Genomic DNA, 18,122 nt, shown 5'->3' with positions numbered 1-18,122 from the left:
CAGGCGTCCCCTCCCAGGGGGGCCTGTTGTCGCGCGATGGCATGAGCTAAGGGAGGTAGCGGTCAACGATCGCGCGGAGCTCTGCGTCGTCGGGCGCGGTGGTCACCCCGGTCACGCGCTGCAGCGTCGCGAAAGGAGTCGACGCCGAACCGGTGGGAGCGGGCTCGATCTGCGTCTTCCAATCCGGGGCGATTCGGTCGAGAAGCAGTCCGAGCTGGGCACCGGTGAAGTACGAGTAGTCGCGTTCCAGGACGATCTGCTGCTCGGGATCGGAGATCAGACCTTCGAGGCCATCGGTGAAGGTCCGCTGCACCGGGGTGAGTCCTCGCGCCCTGTCGAAGGCCCGCTCGACGTAGGTGGCGGTCCCCTCGATCGCCTCCAGATCGATCTCCGCCTTCAGGGTCGGCCACGTCGTGTAGCGCGCCATCCGAACGGTGGCGAGGTCGGACGCGAGGACGGCCAGGGCCTGCGGGTCCGTCTCCGTCTCCACCCGGTCGAAGATACGCGCCTCGACACGCAGCAGCTCGTACTGTGCCTCGGTGTGCGGGTAGTCGGGGATGAGCCCACCGGCTCCCCATGGCCAGGCGCCGGGAGCCTCCGGGTCGAGCCCCTGCTTCGTGACGTGGAAGTTCTCGTGCAGGGAGAAGCGCTGGAAGCCCTGAGAGGTCGTCGTCTCGGTGTCGAGCATCGCCTGGTTGTACTTGAACGCGAGGACGTCGCGGTCGCTCACATCGATGACAGCGAAGTTCGACGGGGCATACAGCAGCCATTCCCCGACGGCGAACGTCCGGCTGATGCGGACGTCATCGAGGTGGGAGGCCCCGGGGACGTCGATCTTCGCCATGCCCGACGTGTCCGTGACGCCGCTCATGTTGACGAGGATCGCGTGCGACCAGAAGGAGCTCTTCTCCCCGTCCGTGCGCAGCAGCACCAGCGGCTGGTCCTCGTACCGGTACGCATCCGTCCAGATCTCCGCAGCGTGTGTCGCCGTGATGTCGTATTGCTCCGACAGCTGCGTGAGCATCTCCTTGTCGGTGGCATCAAGGCTTTCCCAGTTCGATGGCGCCGGGGCGAGCAGGCGCCATGCGATCACCCCGCCGATACCGAGAGCGATGACGGCGAGGATGCTGAGGATCACGGTGACGGCGCGGCGACCGCGAGACCGGGTGACGGAAGCGTGCATGTGTAACACGCTACGTCGGAGGCTGTGTCGTTTTCATATGCTCCTGCGCAGGCGAGCGCGCCACGTCAGGCCAGACATGCTGCAACCGCCTGATGCGCAGTGAGTGCCTGAACCCGCGAGGCTGTCACCTCGTGATCGCGTCCCGCAGTGCCGCCCTCAGCTGTGGCGCCAAGGTGTCGGTGAACGTGGTGGTCAAGTGGTCTTGATCGCGGTAGGCGTTGGCCCCGCCGATCACGGGGAGGCACTCGCTCGACGAGCAGAACACCGGGGTGAAGTCCAGCACTGTGACCCCCGGGAAGTCCTCGCCGGCAGCCCTGATCGGGTCCGACGCGGCGAGGGCATCGTCGCGCGATACGGAGCAGGCCTCCGGGCTTCGCGTCTGCAGGCACTTGTTCGGGTCCGTCGCCCAGGCCGGGTTGTCCACCAGGGCGATCACCCGTGTGCCCTCGGAGATGACACGTGACCAGGCCGCCCGGTATCCGGAGGCGGCGGCATGCAGGGTGGACTCGTGTCCTGCCTGCGCGAAGGGGGTCGCGGCCAGGGCCGTCGTGAAGACGACGTCGAAGTCGCCGCCTTCCAGTGCGGCCGTGACCTCGTCCCGCCACTCCGAGCAGGCTGCTCCGAATGCGCCGCCCGTCGCCAGTGGGGTCGTGTTCCACGGGCACGCCCCCTTGACGTACTTCGTCAGCGACCAGCCTTCCTTCTCCGCCATCGCCCTGAGGGTGCTCACGTATTGGAAAGCGTGGCTGTCTCCGACGAGCGCGATCGACGGGGCGTCCGTCGTCCGTGACCCGAAACGGCAGGCCACGGCACGAGAATCGTTCAGTTGGACGAAGCACTTCTGCTCGGTGGGGCGATCCGCGCCGGCGAATCCAGGGGTCGGTATGACGGACGCGCTCCGGCTGTCCGCGCAGCGGATGTCGAGCACCGCCTGGGCTCCGAAACACGCAGGGGGGTGTGCGCGGACAGCCGCGAGAGCAGTCGCGTCGCGTTCGTAGGTCGGAGCATTCACCGCCCACGCGGCTCCCGCGCCGGCGCCGACCACCGTCATCCCCGCGAGAGCGAGGGCGAGCACGACCCGCGGGCGCCTGAGCGAGGGCGCGCGCCAGGTTCGGGCGGGATCCTCGATGAATCGTTTCGTCAGCCAGGCCACGACGAAGGAGAGCGCGAGGAGGGCCAGGCGGTGAGCGAGGGAGAGGCCCCAGAAGGGCACGGAAGGAGCGATCACGATGAGCGGCCAATGCCAGAGGTAGAGGCTGAAAGAGATGTCCCCGGTGAATCGCAGGGGGCGGATGGCCAGCAGGCGTGCGGGGAGCCACCAGCGTGCTGCATTCGTCGCCGCGATCACGGCTGCTGCGCCGATCGTCGGCACGGCGGCCGCGTATCCGGGGAACGCGGTCTGTCCGTCGAAGAAGGAGATGCTGAACAGGATGGCGACCAGCCCGGCCCCTCCGAGCAGAGCGCTCGTGAGGGGGCGCCGCGCGCGCAGCGCGGGGAGCAGGGAGAGCAGGGCGCCGACCCCGAACTCCCACAATCGGACGGGAGTCACGAAGTAGGCGGGCGCGGGATACGCTGCGGTCAGCGCCACACAGGAGACGAACGAGGCTATCGACAGGACTCCGACGACGACGGCGATGACCTTTCGGTGTTCGCCGTGGATGCGCTTCACCGCGAGCCATCCGGTGAGGACGAGGAGCACAGGCCAGAGGACGTAGAACTGCTCCTCCAGCGACAGTGACCAGTAGTGCTGAACAGTGGTCGGATCTCCCGTCTGGCCGAGATAGTCCGTGGCCGCACTCGCTAGATACCAGTTCTGCACGGAGAAGGCCGACGTGACGATCTGGCGGAGCTCCTCCGAGAGAGCGGAGATCGGAGTCAACTGGCGGAGGGCGACGACCGTCACGCAGAACAGAAGGACGAGCAGGGACGCGGGAAGGAGGCGTCGGGCCCGACGGGCCCAGAATCGACCGATGTGCACCGTCCCCGTCGACGTGAGCTCGCGAACCAGATGCCCCGTGATGAGGAAGCCGGAGATGACGAAGAAGACATCCACTCCGACATACCCGCCGCTGAAGCGCGCAGGCCAGAAGTGGTAGAGGACGACGGCGAGAACCGCGAGAGCCCGAAGCCCCTGGATATGCGGGAGATGTCCCTGAGGAGGGGCGGGTCGAGTGCTCATGTGTAACACGCTATAAACGAGAGCGTGTCGTTTTCGTATGCTCCCGGGCAGGCGATCGCGCGAGATCAGGCCGGAGGTGGCGCAACTGCCTGATGCGGCGCGAGGGCCTGACCTCGCGGGATGTCACGGGCTCCAGACACACGAAAACCCCCGGCGAACCGAGGGTTTTTCGTGGACCTGAGGGGACTCGAACCCCTGACCCCCTGCATGCCATGCAGGTGCGCTACCAGCTGCGCCACAGGCCCAGACGCTGCTCCGGAGTGCTCCGGGCAACGTGAAAACACTACTACACGAATCCGCATCCGCACCAATCGGCGCGGGCCGCCCGGGCGCGTCGGGACACGCGGAACATCCGGCGGTGCAACGGCGTTCGATCCATCGTGAGCATCCTCGACAGCCTCGTGATCGGCGCCGGCCAGGCCGGGCTGTCCGCGTCCTTCCATCTGCGTCGCCGCGGAATCGAGCACGTCGTGCTGGACGCCGATGCTCGGGCCGGGGGAGCCTGGCAGCACCGGTGGGACGCCCTCACGATGCGCGATGTGCACGGGGTCGCCGAGCTCCCGGGAGACACCGCGCCGCCGCGGGACGAGCGCCAGGCGAACATCGCGGTGCCGGAGTACTTCGCCGCCTACGAGAAGGCCCAGGATCTGCCGGTGCTGCGGCCGGTGCACGTCCGTCGAGTCCACGATGACGACGGGGTCCTCGTCGTGGAGGCCGACGAAGGGGAGTGGCACACCCGCACCCTCGTCAACGCGACCGGGACCTGGACGCAACCCTTCGTCCCTCACTACCCGGGGATGGAGACGTTCCTCGGGGAGCAGTTCCACACCGTGGACTACCCGGGGCCGGAGCACTTCGCGGGCAAGCGAGTCCTGGTCGTCGGCGGCGGTGCGTCCGCGGTGCAGTTCCTCGGCGCCCTCGCCCCCCTCACGGAGACGCTGTGGGTCACCCGTCGCCCTCCCGTCTGGCGCGACGACGACTTCACGCCGGAGGCCGGCGCTGCTGCCGTCGCGCTCGTCGAGAGGCGTGTGGCGGCCGGCCTGCCCCCGGAGAGCGTGGTCAGTGTGACGGGTCTCATGCTGCGCCCCCAGGAACGGGAAGCGGAGCGTCTCGGGGCGTATGCCGACCGTCGCCCGCTTTTCCAGCGGATCGAGCCCGACGGCGTGCGGTGGGCCGACGGGGCGTTCGAACGCGTGGACGTGATCCTGTGGGCGACGGGGTTCCGACCCGCGATCGGCCACCTCGCCCCGCTCCACCTGCGCAGTGCCGCCGGCGGGATCCAGCTCGACCGCGGGGGTCGAGGCACGACGGCGGTGGTGGATCCCCGGGTGCAGCTCGTCGGCTACGGTCCCTCCGCGAGCACCATCGGCGCGAACCGGGCGGGGCGAGCCGCTGCGGCCGGCGTCGTCCGCGCCCTCGAGGGAGTGGGGACCCCGGTCTCGTCCTGACCGGTTCGTCCAGGGGCGGCTCCTATGGATACGCTGGGAGGCATGCTGCGCATCGTCCTGACCGTCGTCTGGCTGCTGCTGTCCGCGTGGCTCGTGGTGTGGGTGGGTGAAGGCCTGTTCGGGGTGAACCAGCGCGAGTCGATCCTCCCCTTCGCGGGTGAGGACGGCCTGGGCGGACCGATCGTGATCGGCGTCGCCTGGGGCCTGCTGCTCACCTTCGGCGGGTCGATGTCGGGTCTGGCGCGGCGCAAGAAGGTCCGCGGGCCGGTGCAGATCGGCGTCGGCACCATCGTCGAGATGTCCCGCACTGGGGTGACCGTGAACGATGTGCCTCAGTACGACCTCTTCATCCGGGTCAGCCCGAGCGTCGGCGATGACTTCATCGGACAGCTGCGCATGCTGCTCGATGCCGGTGACGTAGGAGCGCTGCAGGTCGGACAGCCCGTCCCGGTCCGCTACAGCCTCGAGGACCCCGACACGGTCGAGCTCGCCGATCTCAGCGACCCGACCGTCCGTGAGGCGATGCTGCAGTGGCGCATCGACCGCGGCCTCATCGACCCGTCCCAGGTCCGCGCGCGCACGACGGGAACCCAGGTTCCCGCCTCCGTCGTCGAGGTCCGTCCGACCGGGCGGCGTCGCGAGGGGCAGAGCGAGCTCGCGCTGAAGGTGCTGGTGGCCCCGGAGGGCGCGGAGCCATGGGAGGCTGACACCACCGTGTTCGTCTACCCGCAGGCCGTCTCGCGGCTGCAGGTGGGGGCTCCCGTCTGGGCGTTCTACCGACGGGAGGATCCGCACACGGTCGCCGTCACCATCGAGAAGGAGGCGGCACGATGAACCCCCTGGACACGCTGATGTGGCTGGTGAACTTCCCGGCCGCGCACGGCTATGCGATGGTCTTCATCGCGGCGTTCTCGATCCTCGGGCTGTTCGCGATCTCCGCGCGGGGAACGACGCGCGGCGGGTCCCTGCGCGCCGTCCGCGAACGCGAGGGGCTGCTCCCCGCGGAGAGCCGATCCCGCGGGAACGTCGGCGGCACCGTGGTCCGCCTGGTCTTCCGCGTACTGGCCTTCGTGATGCTCGGCTCTCTCATCGTCGGGATCCTGAGCCTGACCGGTGTCCCGGTGACCCGCGCATACGTCTTCGAGAACGGCCGCCCGACGACGGGAACCGTCGACGGGGACTGGGTGACGTTCACGGCGGCGGACGGCACCGAGTACACCCTGGAGAGCGATTTCTTCACTCCTGCCGTGTACCCCGATCGCGACGCGTGGATCCCGACCGGCGCGCCTGTCGTCGTGCGGTATCTGCCGTCGCATCCGCAGGCTTTCGTCATCGACAGCTCGCAGACGCCGGGCTGACGTCGGCGGGGGCGCGTAGGGTGAAGACATGTCGCGCATCCTCGTCTTCGGCGGCCACGGCCGCATCGCTCTGCTGCTCGCCCCGCTCCTCGTCGCCCGAGGACATGAGGTCACGGGCGTGATCCGGAATCCCGATCATGTGTCCGAGGTGGAAGACGGCGGCGCCATCGCGCTCGTCGCCGACATCGAGACCATGGACGTCGACGCCCTCGCCGAGATCATCCGCGGGCACGACGCCGTGGTGTGGTCCGCGGGCGCCGGCGGCGGCAGTCCCGAGCGCACCTACGCGGTCGACCGGGACGCGGCGGTGCGGACGATGGACGCGGCGGAGCGCGCCGGCGTGCGGCGGTACGTCATGGTGTCGTGGATCGGCTCCACGGCCGACCACGGCGTCCCGGAGGACGACTCCTTCTTCCCGTACGCGGACGCGAAGTGGGCTGCCGACGAGCACCTCCGCGCCTCGGGCCTCGACGGGACGATCCTCGGCCCCGGCGCGCTGACCTTCGACGACCCGACCGGGCGGATCCGCATCGACCCCGAGGGGCGCGGCGAGGTCTCCCGTGCCGACGTCGCGGCTGTCATCGTCGCGGCCCTGGAGGACCCCGGAACGATCGGGCGCACGATCCGCTTCGGCAACGGCGACGAGGAGACCTCGGTACCGATCGTCGAGGCGCTCGCGCGCTGAGAGCCATGAACCCGGCTCGTTCGTTCGGGCGCCGCATGCGGCGGGGCCTCGGTGCCGCGACGGCCCTGACCGCGCTGATCACCGCCGTGGGCGCCGGGGCCGCCGCCTCGTCGTCGGCGGCACCGTCCAGCCCGCCGGCAGACGTGGTGACCGTGCAGGCGGCCGACGGCGACGGCCTGCGGGATCATGCCGCCGCCCTCGTCGCGGAGATGAGCACCGCGGAGCAGGCCTCGTCCATCGTGATGGGTCACATCGGCGGGAGCGACCCCGCGGCGCTTCGCGCCTACATGCAGTCGGGGCTCGGCGGCTTCATCCTCATGGGTGGCAACATCCCGGAGTCCGAGTCGGAACTCCGCGCGCTGACGGCAGCGCTGACGATCGATCCCGCTCTGCCCCCGCTGATCGCGGTGGACCAGGAAGGGGGCATCGTCTCGCGGCTGCCCTGGGACACCTACCCGGCGTCGCCGACTCTGAAGAGTCGCCCGGTCGCCGAGACCGCGGCGGCCTTCGCAGCCCGTGGCGCGCTCGTGGCTCGGGCGGGGATCACGGTCGACTTCGGCACGGTGGCCGACGTCCCCGCCGACCCCGGCTCCTTCATCTTCGGGCGGGCTCTTGGCACCGATCCGCAGAGTGCCGCCGACCGCACCGCCGCCGCGACGAAGGGGCAGGAGCATGTCGTGGCTTCGACGCTCAAGCACTTCCCCGGGCACGGAGCGGCGCCGGGCGACTCGCATCACGCGATCCCGAGCACGGGGATGACGAAGGCCGCGTGGCGAGAAGCGGACGGGCTCCCGTTCGCCGCCGGCATCGAAGCCGGTGCTTCGTTGCTGATGTACGGCCATCTCGCCTACACGGCGGTGGACGCGCGGCCGGCCTCGCTGTCCGCCGAGTGGCATCGCATCGCTCGGGGCGAGCTCGGCTTCGACGGGGTGTCCGTCACGGATGACCTCGGCATGCTGCTCTCCTCCGGGGACCCGGCGTATGCCGATCCGGTCGCGAACGGCGTCGCGGCGGTGGCGGCCGGCAATGATCTGGTGCTGATGATCGCGGGCTCCGATGCCCGGACGGCGGGAGAGATGGCTGCGGGAATCGCCGCGGCGGTCGATGCCGGCACTCTGCCCGCCGATCGCCTCGCGGATGCTGCGACGCGCGTGCTCGCGTTGCGCCTGCAGCTTTCCGATACGACGTCGTCGTGGAGTGTCTGCGGCGACTGCGCCCCTGCGGGTTGACCCTCAGGCCGCGGCGCGACCCTCGGGTGCGAGCCAGGCGGCGAGGAGGGAAGAGCGGAGAGCGGCACCGCGTTCCGCGAAGCCGCGCTGGCGTCGGACGTACTCCGCCTTGCCCTCCGGGGTCTCGATGCGTACCGGTTCGACGTCCCAGGCCGAGAGATCGTAGGGGGCCGCCTGCATGTCGAGCAGCCGGATGTCGCGCGCGAGCTCGAACGTGTCCAGGAGCAGTTCGCCGGGAATCAGCGGCCCGAGCTTCATCGCCCACTTGTACAGATCCATGCCGGCGTGCAAGCAGCCGGGCTGTTCGAACAGGGGCTGGTCGTCTCTCGTCAAAGCCGTGCGGTTGCGGGGCGCCGCATCCGGGGTGAAGAACCGGAAGGCGTCGAAGTGCGTGCAGCGGAGGTCGTGCGCCTCGACCACCGCATCCGTGCCCGCCTGACCAAGCCGAAGGGGGACGGCGTGCCGATGCTCCGCGGCGTTGTAGACCATCGCCCACTCGTGCAGCCCGAAGCAGCCGAACTGCCCGGGACGGGAGCCGGTGCGGCGCAGCATGAGGGCCACCAGTCGAGCGAGCTCGGGCTTCTCGGCCGCGAAGCGCTCCGCATCGGGCACGACGCCGTCGGGTGTGTTCCCGGGGACGTACCAGCGCCACGCCGCCCGTTCGGACGCATCCTGCAGCTCCACGCCCGCTCCGGGGTGCCAGCGGCGGAGCTGCGCGGGCTTGTAGCCGTAGTAGGTGAAGAGGAAGTCCCACACGGGGTGCTTCTCGCCGCGCGCGACGCGCTCCCGGTGCGCCGCCGTCAGCGCGTCGGCCCGTTGCCGATGCGCGTCCTCCCGCCGCAGCCAGTCATCACGCGTGAGGATCATGTCACTGCAGGATGCCGGCGTCGCCGAGCTGGTCGCGAAGGCCCGCGCCGTCCTCTGCGCTCACCCACGGCGCCTCGTCCGCATCATGGGACTCCATCTCGGCACGACCGCCGGCGAGCACCGCCTCCGCGGGCAGCAGTCGACGGATCGCGACACCCGCGACGGAATCCGGGTGCTCCTCCTGGAACTGCGTGTAGATGGCCTCGTCATGCTGTCCGTCGTCGCCGATGAGCAGCCACTTCACGTCGGGGAACTCGGTGGCCAGTCGGCGCAGGTTGGTGAGCTTGTGCTCGCGCCCGCTCCGGAACCAGCGATCGTGCGTGGGACCCCAGTCGGTCAGCAGCAGCGAGCCGGCGGGGAAGAGATGCCGGCCGAGGAACCGGGAGAGTGTGGGTGCGACGTTCCAGGCACCCGTGGAGAGGTAGATCATGGGCGCTCCGGGGTGCTGCCGGAGGAGCTGGTCGAGCAGCACGGCCATGCCCGGTACCGGGATGCGCGCGTGCTCGTCGACGACGAACGAGTTCCAGAAGGCGATGAATGGTCGAGGGAGCGCCGTGACCATGACGGTGTCGTCGACGTCGGAGACGACGCCGAACCGCGTGCTCTCCGCGACGATGAAGGCGCGGGCCTCGATGGGCTCCTGCCCTTCGACGGTGATGGTGAAGGTCTGCCAGCCGGGTTCCAGCTCGGCGCGGATGACCGAGTCGATCACGCCGCCGCGGTCGGCGACGACCTGATGAGTGCCGTCTCCGAGGTGCACGCTGACCGAGGCGAAACCCACGGGGATGCCGACGAAGCTGCGCCAGCCGCGGATGCTCGCCGGCTCGCCGTCACGGTTGTTTCGCTGCGGCGGGACGATCAGCACCCGGCCGAGCACGCGCACCCATCCGGGGCCTCCGTAGCCGGGGAAGGGCAGGACAGTGGCGTTGCGACCGCGGCGGCGCGCTCGTCCCTCGCGCCACACGTGCAGACGGTGCTCGAGTCGGGCGAACCAGTGGATCCTGGGCGCCGGGGGTGCGGGGGCCATTGCCTCAGTCTTTCACGTCGGCGTCGGACTCCGTCGCCGGGGCCTCCAGATGACGGGCTTCGAGACGGTGCAGCAGCCTCTTGCCCAGATAGGCGAGGACGAGGAACAGGGCGATGACTCCGACGAACAGGTACCCCGCGAAGTGCACGCGGTCGACGAGCTCGCGGAAGCTCCCGGCCGCCAGGGAGGTGACGCTCACGTACGCCGAGGCCCAGATGATGCAGGCCGGGGTCGTCCAGGCCAGGAAGCGCCGGTAGGGGTACTCGCTCATCCCCACTGTGAGAGGGACGAGGGAGTGCAGGACCGGGAGGAAGCGGGAGAGGAAGATGGCGATGCCGCCGCGCCGGGCGAGGTAGTTCTCCGCGCGGACCCAGTTGTGCTCGCCGATCCGTCGACCCAGCCAGGAGGCGCGGATGTAGGGGCCCAGCCAGCGGCCGAGCCAGAACCCGATGCTCTCCCCGATCAGGGCGCCGACGACGACGGCCACCCCCATCGCGATGCCCTCCAGGGGAGTGGCGACGCCCATCGAGGCGATGATGACGATGGTGTCGCCCGGGACGATGAGGCCGATGAGGATGCTCGTCTCCAGCATGACGGCGAGACCGGCGACCAGTGTGCGCGTGACCGGATCGATCGACTGCACGGTGTCGAGGAGCCAGAGCAGGAGGTCGTCCACCCCATGAGGATACGGGAGCGGCCCGGTCCTAGGCTGGAAAGGTGCCCGACCGCCTGAGCCCCCGACCGCTGCCGTCCTGGGTGGCGTCGGAGCGTCTGTTCCCGGCGCTCGCGCAGCGGGAGGCGGACGTGTTCTGGCTCGATGCGGGCGCTGACGCCGTCGAGGGATGGAGCTTCCTCGGCACTGGCGTCGCGGAACCGCTGCCCGGGGACGTACGTCTCGACACCGATCCCGTGGAAGCGGGGATGCCGCCGTTACGCGGGGGATGGGTGGGCTGGCGCGACTACGAGAGCGGTGCGGCTCTCGCGGGGGCGCCGGTCGCCGGGGAGATGGAACCGGACGCTCGGACCTGGCTGCGCGTGACCAGGGCTCTCGCGTTCGATCACGGCGCGCGCCGACTGTGGCTGCTGTCCCCCGAGGGCGAGACCGACGACGAGGGGGAGCGCTGGCTGCAGTCCCTTCTGACCGCGCCCCGTGCGGAGAGTCGCGTCCGTGCGGCGGAGGCCCGTCCGGTCGCGGAGGCCCGACACACCCCCGACGCGTACGAGAAGCTCATCGGCCGCTGCCGTGACCTCATCCATGCGGGCATCGCCTACCAGCTCTGCCTCACGACGCGGTTCACCGTGCCAGGCACCCACGACCCCGTCGCCGTGTACGAGCAGCTCCGGGCCGCCACACCGGCGCACCATGGCGGTTTCCTGCGCATCGGAGGACGTGCGCTCCTGAGCGCCAGCCCCGAACAGTTCCTTCACGCCAGCGGTGGGGTCATCCGCACCCGTCCCATCAAGGGGACTCGTCCTCGGGGCACCGACGCCGTGACTGATGCCGCGCTCGCCGCAGAGCTCGCCGCGGACCCGAAGGAGCGGGCCGAGAACGTCATGATCGTCGATCTCATGCGCAACGACCTCTCCCGGGTCTGCGTTCCGGGGTCGATCCGCGTCGAAGGCCTCTGGGAAGTCGAGAGCTATCCGGCCGTGCATCAACTCGTGAGCACGGTCAGCGGCACGGCCGCGGAGGGGATCACCGTCGGAGTGCTGCTGGAGGCGGCGTTCCCCGCCGGGAGCATGACCGGGGCCCCGAAGCTGTCGGCCATGACGCAGCTGCACGATCTCGAGGGCGCTCCTCGCGACATCTACGCCGGCTGCTTCGGCTACATCGGCGTGGACGGGGCTCTCGATCTCGCGATGGTCATCCGCAGCATCGTGGTTGACGCGGATGCGGCGTTCGTCGGCGCGGGCGGGGGGATCACCTGGGGTTCGGTGCCGGCGGCCGAGGTGCGTGAGGTCGCCACCAAGGCCAGGGCCCCCCTCGCGGCGCTGGGCGCGGAAATGCCCGCGACCTGGCGTTCCGATATCCTGAACTGATCCCGTTTTTTCCTTCAGATTGGTCGTGCGTTCGTTGTCCGAGAACATGTCCACCGCTCCCGTCGACGAGGAGTTCTCCTCGCCGCACGCCATCCAGGCCAAGTGGCAGAAGTACTGGGCGGAGCACGAGACGTTCCTCACGGGCGGCGACGAGGACACCCGGCCGCGGCGCTACGTGCTGGCCATGTTCCCGTACCCCTCCGGTGACCTGCACATGGGGCACGCGGAGAACTACCTCTACTCCGACATCGTCGCCCGCTTCTGGCGTCACCGCGGTCACAACGTCCTGAACCCGATCGGATGGGACTCCTTCGGTCTGCCGGCGGAGAACGCCGCGATCCGTCAGGGTGCCGATCCGCGCGAATGGACGTACCAGAACATCGCGCAGCAGAAGGTCGGCTTCCAGCAGTACGGTGTCTCGTTCGACTGGAGCCGGGTGCTGCACACCTCCGACCCGGAGTACTACCGCTGGAACCAGTGGCTGTTCCTGAAGATGTATGAGCGCGGCCTGGCCTACCGCAAGAAGAGCCCGGTGAACTGGTGCCCCAACGACCAGACCGTGCTGGCGAACGAGCAGGTCGTCGATGGGCGCTGCGAGCGCTGCGGCTACGAGGTCGTCAAGAAGAAGCTCACGCAGTGGTACTTCCGCATCACCGACTACGCGGACCGTCTGCTGGACGACCTGAACCAGCTCGAGGGATTCTGGCCGCACAAGGTGCTGCAGATGCAGCGCAACTGGATCGGCCGCTCGGTCGGCGCCGACGTCGACTTCCGCATCGAGGGGCGCGAGGAGCCGGTGACGGTGTTCTCGACGCGCCCCGACACCTTGCACGGTGCGACGTTCTTCGTCGTGGCCCCGGATGGCGACCTGGCCGCGGAGCTCGCCGCCGACGCCGAGCCGGAGGTGCGCGAGCGCTTCCAGGCGTACCTGGCCGAGGTGCAGAAGACCACCGATATCGACCGTCAGTCCACCGACCGCCCCAAGACGGGCGTGTTCCTGGGCCGCTACGCCATCAACCCGGTCAACGGCGAGAAGCTCCCGATCTGGGCCGCCGACTACGTGCTGGCCGACTACGGGCACGGCGCCGTCATGGCGGTCCCGGCGCACGACCAGCGTGACCTCGACTTCGCACGCGCGTTCGACCTGCCGGTGAAGGTCGTCGTCGACACCACCGCTCCGGTGACCGGTGCCATGCCGGTCATCGAGGTGGACGAGGACGGCGTCCCGATCGATGCGGATGCCGCGCTCGACGAGCAGAACCCGGCGAAGACCGGTGTCGCGCTCACCGGCGAGGGGCGCATGATCAACTCCGGTCCGCTGAACGGACTGTCCAAGCGCAACGCGATCGCCCGCGCCATCGAGCAGCTGGAGGCATCCGGCACCGGTCGCGCGGCGAAGAACTACCGCCTGCGCGACTGGCTGATCTCGCGTCAGCGTTTCTGGGGAACCCCGATCCCCATGCTGCACGCCGAAGACGGCCGGATCATCCCCGTGCCGGAGGACCGACTGCCCGTGAAACTGCCGAGCGTGGAGGGCCTCGACCTCAAGCCGAAGGGCACCTCGCCGCTGGGCGGCGCGGAGAGCTGGGTGCGCACGACCGATCCCGAGACCGGTGACCCGGTGCTGCGCGACCCCGACACGATGGACACCTTCGTCGACAGCTCCTGGTACTTCCTGCGGTTCCTGTCCCCGAACAGCGACACGCAGGCGTTCGACCCGGCCCAGGCGGCACGTTGGGCACCGGTGGACTCGTACATCGGCGGCGTCGAGCACGCGATCCTGCATCTGCTGTACGCCCGCTTCATCACGAAGGTCCTCTTCGACATGGGGCTGATCGACTTCACCGAGCCCTTCTCCAACCTGATCAACCAGGGCATGGTCCTGCTCGACGGGCAGAAGATGTCGAAGAGCAAGGGCAACCTGGTGCTGTTCCAGGAGGAGCTCGACGCCCACGGCGCCGACGCCCTGCGCGTCGGGCTGGCCTTCGCCGGTCCGGTGGAGGACGACAAGGACTGGGCCGACGTCTCGATGACCGGTGCGCAGAAGTTCCTGTCGCGCGCCCTGCGTGTCGCCCACGAGGTCGCCAGCCCGGTCGACGTCGTCTTCGACGGGGGCGACGCGGCGCTGCGCCGCGCGACGCACAAGCTGCTCGCCGAAGCGCCCGCGCTGGTCGAGCAGACGAAGTTCAACGTGCTCGTCGCCCGCCTGATGGAGCTGGTCAACGTGACCCGGAAGACGATCGACGGCGCTGCCGGTGCTGCCGACCCCGCCGTCCGTGAGGCGGCGGAGACCATCGCCGTCATGCTCGACCTCATCGCCCCGCACACCGCGGAGGAGATGTGGGAGATCCTCGGGCACGAGCCGTCCGTCGGACTCGTGTCGTGGCGCTCCGCCGATCCGGCGCTCCTCGTCGAGGACACCGTCACCGCGGTCGTGCAGATCGGCGGCAAGGTGCGCGCGCAGCTCGAGGTGCCGGCACGCATCGGCGAGGCCGAGCTCGAGGCGCTGGCACGAGCCGATGAGCGCGTCATCCGGTCGATCGGTGATCGCGAGATCGTCAAGGTCGTCGTGCGGGCCCCGAAGATCGTCAGCATCGTCGTCAAGGGCTGAGTCCTCGGCGTGCGGGGACGGGTGTCCTGGGGCGCGTGCCTGCTCATCGGGGCGCTGGCTCTGAGCGGATGCGGGATCGTGCCCCCGATCGGCGGGCCGGATCGCTCTGAGTCGGTGCCGTCGCTGGGCGGGACGTGCGAGATCGGGTGGTGGCTGGCTCCGGCGGTGGAGAACCCGCCCGCCGAAGCCGAGCGCATCGCTGCCGACGCTCTGCAGGAGGCGACCGTCAGTGACCGGCAGTGGGACGACTGGTACCGCCTCCTCGATGACGACCCCGATCTCGACACGGTTCCCGCGATCCGGCTCCGCGGTTCCGCCTACCTGGAGGCCGTGCGGGAAGACGTGCGGACGGCTCTGGAGGAGGCGGGCTATCCCGATGACCAGAGGGTCGTCGAGGTGCACGCGAATCTGTCCTGCGCGAAGGGCTGACGGCTGTCCTCCACGGCGGGTCCCGTCTGAGCACCTGTCCACGTTCCCCGGATCCGGGGTCGGGATGCGGTGGGCGCGACGCATAGGGTGACCGGATGACCTCGTCGCCGCCTCCACCTCCTCCGCCCCGTCGGAGGCTCCGCCTCGGGCTCGGCGCGGCGGTCGTGCTGGCGATCATCGCGCTTTCCACGGCCGTCGGCCTCGGGCTGTTGCAGGGCCGACCGTCGTCTGTCGAGGCCGTTCCGCTCGCGGAGAGCTCGGCTTCGGTCGAGTCCGCGCCCGCGGAGATCTACGTGCATGTGCTCGGGGCGGTCGAGCGCCCGGGTCTGTACGTGTTGCGAACCGACTCCCGGGTCGTCGATGCTCTCGCGGCCGCCGGCGGGTCGACGGATGCCGCCGACCTCGCGGGGGTCAACCTCGCCCGACGGGTCGAGGACGGGGAGCAGATCCTCGTGCCGGTCGTGGGTGCCGTCGCCGACCCTTCGGCCGGGCCTCCCGGTGACGGCGCCGTCGACCTGAACACCGCGGATGAGGCAGCTCTGGAAGAGCTTCCGGGAATCGGGCCGGCGCTTGCCGAGCGCATCGTCGCGTGGCGCGAGGAGAATGGTCGGTTCCGCACGGTGGACGACCTCCTGGCGGTACCGGGGATCGGGGAGAAGGTCTTGGAGGGGCTGCGCGACGGGGTACGCGTGTGACGAGCGTCACGTCTCGGGCGCCGCTGCCATTGTCCCGGAGTGCGCAGGGGCGAGAGAGGAGCGTCGCGCTACGGCTGCTTGCCAACGTCCGGTCCGTGGGCAGCCTCGAAGGCACGCACCTTGCGGCGGTAGTCGAACCAGAGCTTCACTCCGTACGACGCCAGCGCCAACGGTAGGAGGAAGGCGATCCAGTTGACAAAATCGGCGACGTCATGGATGCCTACGCCCCGGAGTGCCGCGACTGCGCCCCAGCCGATCATCATGAAGAGAGCGGTCAGACGCAAGCGTCCGAGAGCGAGGCGCTGCTGGATCAGGGACGGTGCGGGGTCAGGCGCAGCCATCTATTTCCCCGGACCGCTGCCCGCATCGGAGAGTTCCCGTCTCCGCCGCTTTTGATCTCGCATCACGGGGATGAACACACCGAGGCCGAACGTGAGTCCTAGGAAGACGGTAGGGATCCATCGTCCGGTGAGGTCGGCGACAAGAAATGCTGCGCCGATTGTCATTGCGAGCCACCCCACTGCGAGGAGCGTGATCAGCCATCCCCGACGGCTGAGCTTGCGCTCGGCCACAGGGAGTTCGTCCGGAGGATCCCCCAGAGATTCAGTCATGCGCGAAGCATAGCGGTGTCGTCGTGAACCCCACGCTACGCCTGTCTGCCGCAGTCAGGCTGATGGAACGGTCGCGCCCGACGCCGACTGTCTCTCCGCCCTCGGAGAGTGCTCCTCCACGTCCTGACCTCGAGAGGTGTTGTCCTCCGCTCGTGCAGCGGCGGTCGCGGTGGGGGGAGTGGGCACCGGCGCGACTCTAGGGTGATCGGATGCATGAGCCGCAGCGATCGTCCCCGGGGCCCGAGCGGGGAACCGGGTGACCCGTGATCTGCGCCTGCTGCCGGTAGCGGTCGGTGCGTGGGGTGTGGCCTTGATCTGCGTTTTCGTGCCGGGAACGGCGGGGTGGCTTGCGGGTGGATGCCTGGCATCCGCGGTGATCATCGGCGCCGTGCTCGCGCTCCGGCGTCCGGCAGCCGCGACGTGGAGCGGCCTGATGATCGTGGTCCTCGCGGCGGGGGCCGCCGTGGCATTCACCGTGCTCGTACAGTCTGCGGACCGCGACGCCGTGAGGGAGTGGGACGGCAGGGTCGTCGAAGCGGTGGGGCAGGTGTCGTCATCGGCGTCCGTGGGGCGGGACGGGCGCCTGTGGATGGACGTGCAGCTGAGCGGCATCGGTGCGCCGGGTGCCGCGGGGCTGGCGAGCGGACCGGTGCGTATCGGGATCGCGGAGGCTGAGGGGTTCGTCCTCGGTGCGGTCGTGCGGGTGACCGGCGAGAGTGTGGGAACGGATCCGGGGGAGCGGGCGGGGCTCGTCGTCTTCGTCACCGTGGGAACCGTGGAGCGAGCGGCGCCGGGTGTCTTCGGAATCGCTGCCGACCTGCGACGGTCGTTCGTCGAGCGCGCCACCCGACTCCCGGAACCCGGTGCGGGACTCCTTCCCGGGCTGGCCGTGGGCGACACCACCGCCGTGCCCGCCGCGGTCGACGCCGATATGCGTACCAGCGGCCTCAGCCACCTCACCGCCGTATCCGGGGCGAACTGCGCGATCGTCGTCGCTGCGGTCTTCGGGATCGTCGCGTTGTGCGGAGGGGCGCGGGCGTTGCGGGTCGTTTTCGCCGTCGTGGCGCTGGCCGCCTTCGTGGTGCTCGTGACGCCGGAGCCGAGCGTCATCCGGGCCGCCACGATGGCCGCGGCGGGCATGCTGTCGATCCTCGTCGGGCGGCCGAGCGCAGGTGCCGGAATCCTGGCCGTGTGCGTGACCGCCCTCCTCATCGTTGATCCCTGGCTCGCATCGACGCCGGGATTCGCGCTGTCCGCCGTGGCCTCCGGGGCACTCATCCTCCTCGCCCCGGCGCTGGCGGACGGGATCGCGCGCTGGCTGCCCCGCCCGCTCGCCCTCGCGATCGCGGTGCCTCTGGCGGCGCAGCTCGCGTGCGCGCCCGTGATCGCGCTGTTCGCGGAGCAGCAGTCGCTCGTCTCGGTCGTCGCGAACCTCCTCGCCGAGCCGGCCGCGCCGCTCGCGACGGTGATCGGGCTCCTCGCCTGTCTCGCTGCCCCTGTCCCCGTCGTCGCGGATCTGCTCGCCGCGTCTGCCTGGTTGCCGTCGGCGTGGATCGCGACGGTCGCGCGGGTCACCGCCGGACTCCCGGGTGCTCAGGTGCTCCTCCCTGCCGGCCTCGGCAGCGCTGCGGTGGTCACGCTGGTGAGCGTCGCGATCGCCGTCGTGTGCTGCCGCGGAGGGCCGCGCGTCCGGGAAGTGGGGGGGGGGGGGCGCCGGAGGGGCGGCGGGGGGGCGCGGCCGCGGGCGGCGCCCCCCCGGC

At 70.0% G+C, this 18,122-nt stretch carries 17 protein-coding genes and 1 tRNA gene; 10 read left to right on the top strand and 8 right to left on the bottom strand.

Annotation, left to right across the window (positions count from 1 at the left end; translation table 11 throughout):
- Positions 1-46: 46 nt before the first annotated feature.
- From M4D53_RS16235 to M4D53_RS16225, 3 genes are all read right to left on the bottom strand, one after another.
- Positions 47-1,183, bottom strand: coding sequence for a hypothetical protein (locus M4D53_RS16235; RefSeq protein WP_259955065.1), 1,137 nt, complete (start codon positions 1,181-1,183; stop codon positions 47-49).
- A gap of 124 nt (positions 1,184-1,307) precedes the next feature.
- A complete protein-coding gene (locus tag M4D53_RS16230) occupies positions 1,308-3,362 on the bottom strand; it encodes an acyltransferase family protein (protein WP_259955064.1) in 2,055 nt (684 codons plus the stop codon).
- A gap of 172 nt (positions 3,363-3,534) precedes the next feature.
- Positions 3,535-3,607 (bottom strand) — tRNA-Ala (locus M4D53_RS16225).
- Positions 3,608-3,742: 135 nt separating this feature from the next.
- On the opposite strand from M4D53_RS16225, the gene M4D53_RS16220 reads away from it, so the two are divergent.
- The 5 genes from M4D53_RS16220 to M4D53_RS16200 are packed head-to-tail and all read left to right on the top strand — an operon-like array spanning position 3,743 to position 8,082.
- Positions 3,743-4,810, top strand: coding sequence for a flavin-containing monooxygenase (locus M4D53_RS16220; RefSeq protein WP_259955063.1), 1,068 nt, complete (start codon positions 3,743-3,745; stop codon positions 4,808-4,810).
- 42 nt (positions 4,811-4,852) lie between these two features.
- Positions 4,853-5,644, top strand: coding sequence for a hypothetical protein (locus M4D53_RS16215; protein ID WP_259955062.1), 792 nt, complete (start codon positions 4,853-4,855; stop codon positions 5,642-5,644).
- On the top strand, positions 5,641-6,168 hold the full coding sequence (locus M4D53_RS16210) for a DUF3592 domain-containing protein (RefSeq protein WP_259955061.1): 528 nt from the start codon (positions 5,641-5,643) through the stop codon (positions 6,166-6,168). The genes M4D53_RS16215 and M4D53_RS16210 overlap by 4 nt, the downstream gene beginning before the upstream one ends.
- Positions 6,169-6,196: 28 nt before the next feature.
- On the top strand, positions 6,197-6,853 hold the full coding sequence (locus M4D53_RS16205) for an SDR family oxidoreductase (protein WP_187661685.1): 657 nt from the start codon (positions 6,197-6,199) through the stop codon (positions 6,851-6,853).
- A 5-nt stretch (positions 6,854-6,858) separates the two neighbouring features.
- Positions 6,859-8,082, top strand: coding sequence for a glycoside hydrolase family 3 N-terminal domain-containing protein (locus tag M4D53_RS16200; RefSeq protein WP_259955060.1), 1,224 nt, complete (start codon positions 6,859-6,861; stop codon positions 8,080-8,082).
- Between the two features lie 3 nt (positions 8,083-8,085).
- Here M4D53_RS16200 and M4D53_RS16195 read toward each other — a convergent pair whose 3' ends face one another.
- Genes M4D53_RS16195 through M4D53_RS16185 form a run of 3 tightly spaced genes read right to left on the bottom strand, consistent with a single transcriptional unit; the run spans position 8,086 to position 10,652 of the window.
- Entirely contained in the window at positions 8,086-8,949 is an 864-nt protein-coding gene (locus tag M4D53_RS16195) for a 3-methyladenine DNA glycosylase (RefSeq protein ID WP_259955058.1), read from the bottom strand.
- 1 nt (position 8,950) lies between these two features.
- On the bottom strand, positions 8,951-9,976 hold the full coding sequence (locus M4D53_RS16190) for an App1 family protein phosphatidate phosphatase (protein WP_187661683.1): 1,026 nt from the start codon (positions 9,974-9,976) through the stop codon (positions 8,951-8,953).
- A gap of 4 nt (positions 9,977-9,980) precedes the next feature.
- On the bottom strand, positions 9,981-10,652 hold the full coding sequence (locus M4D53_RS16185) for a DedA family protein (protein WP_259955055.1): 672 nt from the start codon (positions 10,650-10,652) through the stop codon (positions 9,981-9,983).
- A 41-nt stretch (positions 10,653-10,693) separates the two neighbouring features.
- On the opposite strand from M4D53_RS16185, the gene M4D53_RS16180 reads away from it, so the two are divergent.
- The 4 genes from M4D53_RS16180 to M4D53_RS16165 all read left to right on the top strand — a co-directional run bounded on the left by M4D53_RS16180 (position 10,694) and on the right by M4D53_RS16165 (position 15,751).
- Positions 10,694-12,016 carry an anthranilate synthase component I family protein gene (locus M4D53_RS16180; RefSeq protein WP_259955054.1) on the top strand — a complete coding sequence of 441 codons (1,323 nt, stop codon included), beginning with the start codon at positions 10,694-10,696 and terminating at the stop codon, positions 12,014-12,016.
- Positions 12,017-12,062: 46 nt separating this feature from the next.
- Positions 12,063-14,627: a leucine--tRNA ligase gene (gene leuS, locus M4D53_RS16175; protein ID WP_259955053.1), complete on the top strand. Its 2,565-nt coding sequence runs from the start codon at positions 12,063-12,065 to the stop codon at positions 14,625-14,627.
- Between the two features lie 9 nt (positions 14,628-14,636).
- On the top strand, positions 14,637-15,056 hold the full coding sequence (locus M4D53_RS16170) for a hypothetical protein (RefSeq protein WP_259955052.1): 420 nt from the start codon (positions 14,637-14,639) through the stop codon (positions 15,054-15,056).
- Between the two features lie 95 nt (positions 15,057-15,151).
- Positions 15,152-15,751, top strand: coding sequence for a ComEA family DNA-binding protein (locus M4D53_RS16165; RefSeq protein ID WP_187661680.1), 600 nt, complete (start codon positions 15,152-15,154; stop codon positions 15,749-15,751).
- A gap of 68 nt (positions 15,752-15,819) precedes the next feature.
- Here M4D53_RS16165 and M4D53_RS16160 read toward each other — a convergent pair whose 3' ends face one another.
- Both M4D53_RS16160 and M4D53_RS16155 read right to left on the bottom strand, forming a co-directional pair.
- A complete protein-coding gene (locus tag M4D53_RS16160) occupies positions 15,820-16,092 on the bottom strand; it encodes a hypothetical protein (protein ID WP_259955051.1) in 273 nt (90 codons plus the stop codon).
- Positions 16,093-16,362 (bottom strand): hypothetical protein, encoded by a 270-nt coding sequence (locus M4D53_RS16155; protein WP_259955050.1) that lies wholly within the window; start codon positions 16,360-16,362, stop codon positions 16,093-16,095.
- A 256-nt stretch (positions 16,363-16,618) separates the two neighbouring features.
- Here M4D53_RS16155 and M4D53_RS16150 point away from each other — a divergent pair.
- The coding region (locus tag M4D53_RS16150) for a ComEC/Rec2 family competence protein (RefSeq protein ID WP_259955049.1) at positions 16,619-18,122 on the top strand (1,504 nt) is incomplete at its 3' end.

It is taken from the genome of Microbacterium meiriae (genome assembly GCF_025143875.1).
Lineage (GTDB): Bacteria > Actinomycetota > Actinomycetes > Actinomycetales > Microbacteriaceae > Microbacterium > Microbacterium meiriae.
This window is presented reverse-complemented; position numbering and strand designations above follow the sequence as displayed.

Excerpts from the sequence above, each read along its gene's own strand:
- M4D53_RS16235 (WP_259955065.1), bottom strand. The coding sequence starts at position 1,183 with ATGCACGCTTCCGTCACCCGGTCTCGCGGTCGCCGCGCCGTCACCGTG.
- M4D53_RS16230 (WP_259955064.1), bottom strand. The coding sequence starts at position 3,362 with ATGAGCACTCGACCCGCCCCTCCTCAGGGACATCTCCCGCATATCCAG.
- M4D53_RS16215 (WP_259955062.1), top strand. The coding sequence starts at position 4,853 with ATGCTGCGCATCGTCCTGACCGTCGTCTGGCTGCTGCTGTCCGCGTGG.
- M4D53_RS16210 (WP_259955061.1), top strand. The coding sequence starts at position 5,641 with ATGAACCCCCTGGACACGCTGATGTGGCTGGTGAACTTCCCGGCCGCG.
- M4D53_RS16205 (WP_187661685.1), top strand. The coding sequence starts at position 6,197 with ATGTCGCGCATCCTCGTCTTCGGCGGCCACGGCCGCATCGCTCTGCTG.
- M4D53_RS16200 (WP_259955060.1), top strand. The coding sequence starts at position 6,859 with ATGAACCCGGCTCGTTCGTTCGGGCGCCGCATGCGGCGGGGCCTCGGT.
- M4D53_RS16195 (WP_259955058.1), bottom strand. The coding sequence starts at position 8,949 with ATGATCCTCACGCGTGATGACTGGCTGCGGCGGGAGGACGCGCATCGG.
- M4D53_RS16190 (WP_187661683.1), bottom strand. The coding sequence starts at position 9,976 with ATGGCCCCCGCACCCCCGGCGCCCAGGATCCACTGGTTCGCCCGACTC.
- leuS (WP_259955053.1), top strand. The coding sequence starts at position 12,063 with ATGTCCACCGCTCCCGTCGACGAGGAGTTCTCCTCGCCGCACGCCATC.
- M4D53_RS16165 (WP_187661680.1), top strand. The coding sequence starts at position 15,152 with ATGACCTCGTCGCCGCCTCCACCTCCTCCGCCCCGTCGGAGGCTCCGC.
- M4D53_RS16160 (WP_259955051.1), bottom strand. The coding sequence starts at position 16,092 with ATGGCTGCGCCTGACCCCGCACCGTCCCTGATCCAGCAGCGCCTCGCT.
- M4D53_RS16155 (WP_259955050.1), bottom strand. The coding sequence starts at position 16,362 with ATGACTGAATCTCTGGGGGATCCTCCGGACGAACTCCCTGTGGCCGAG.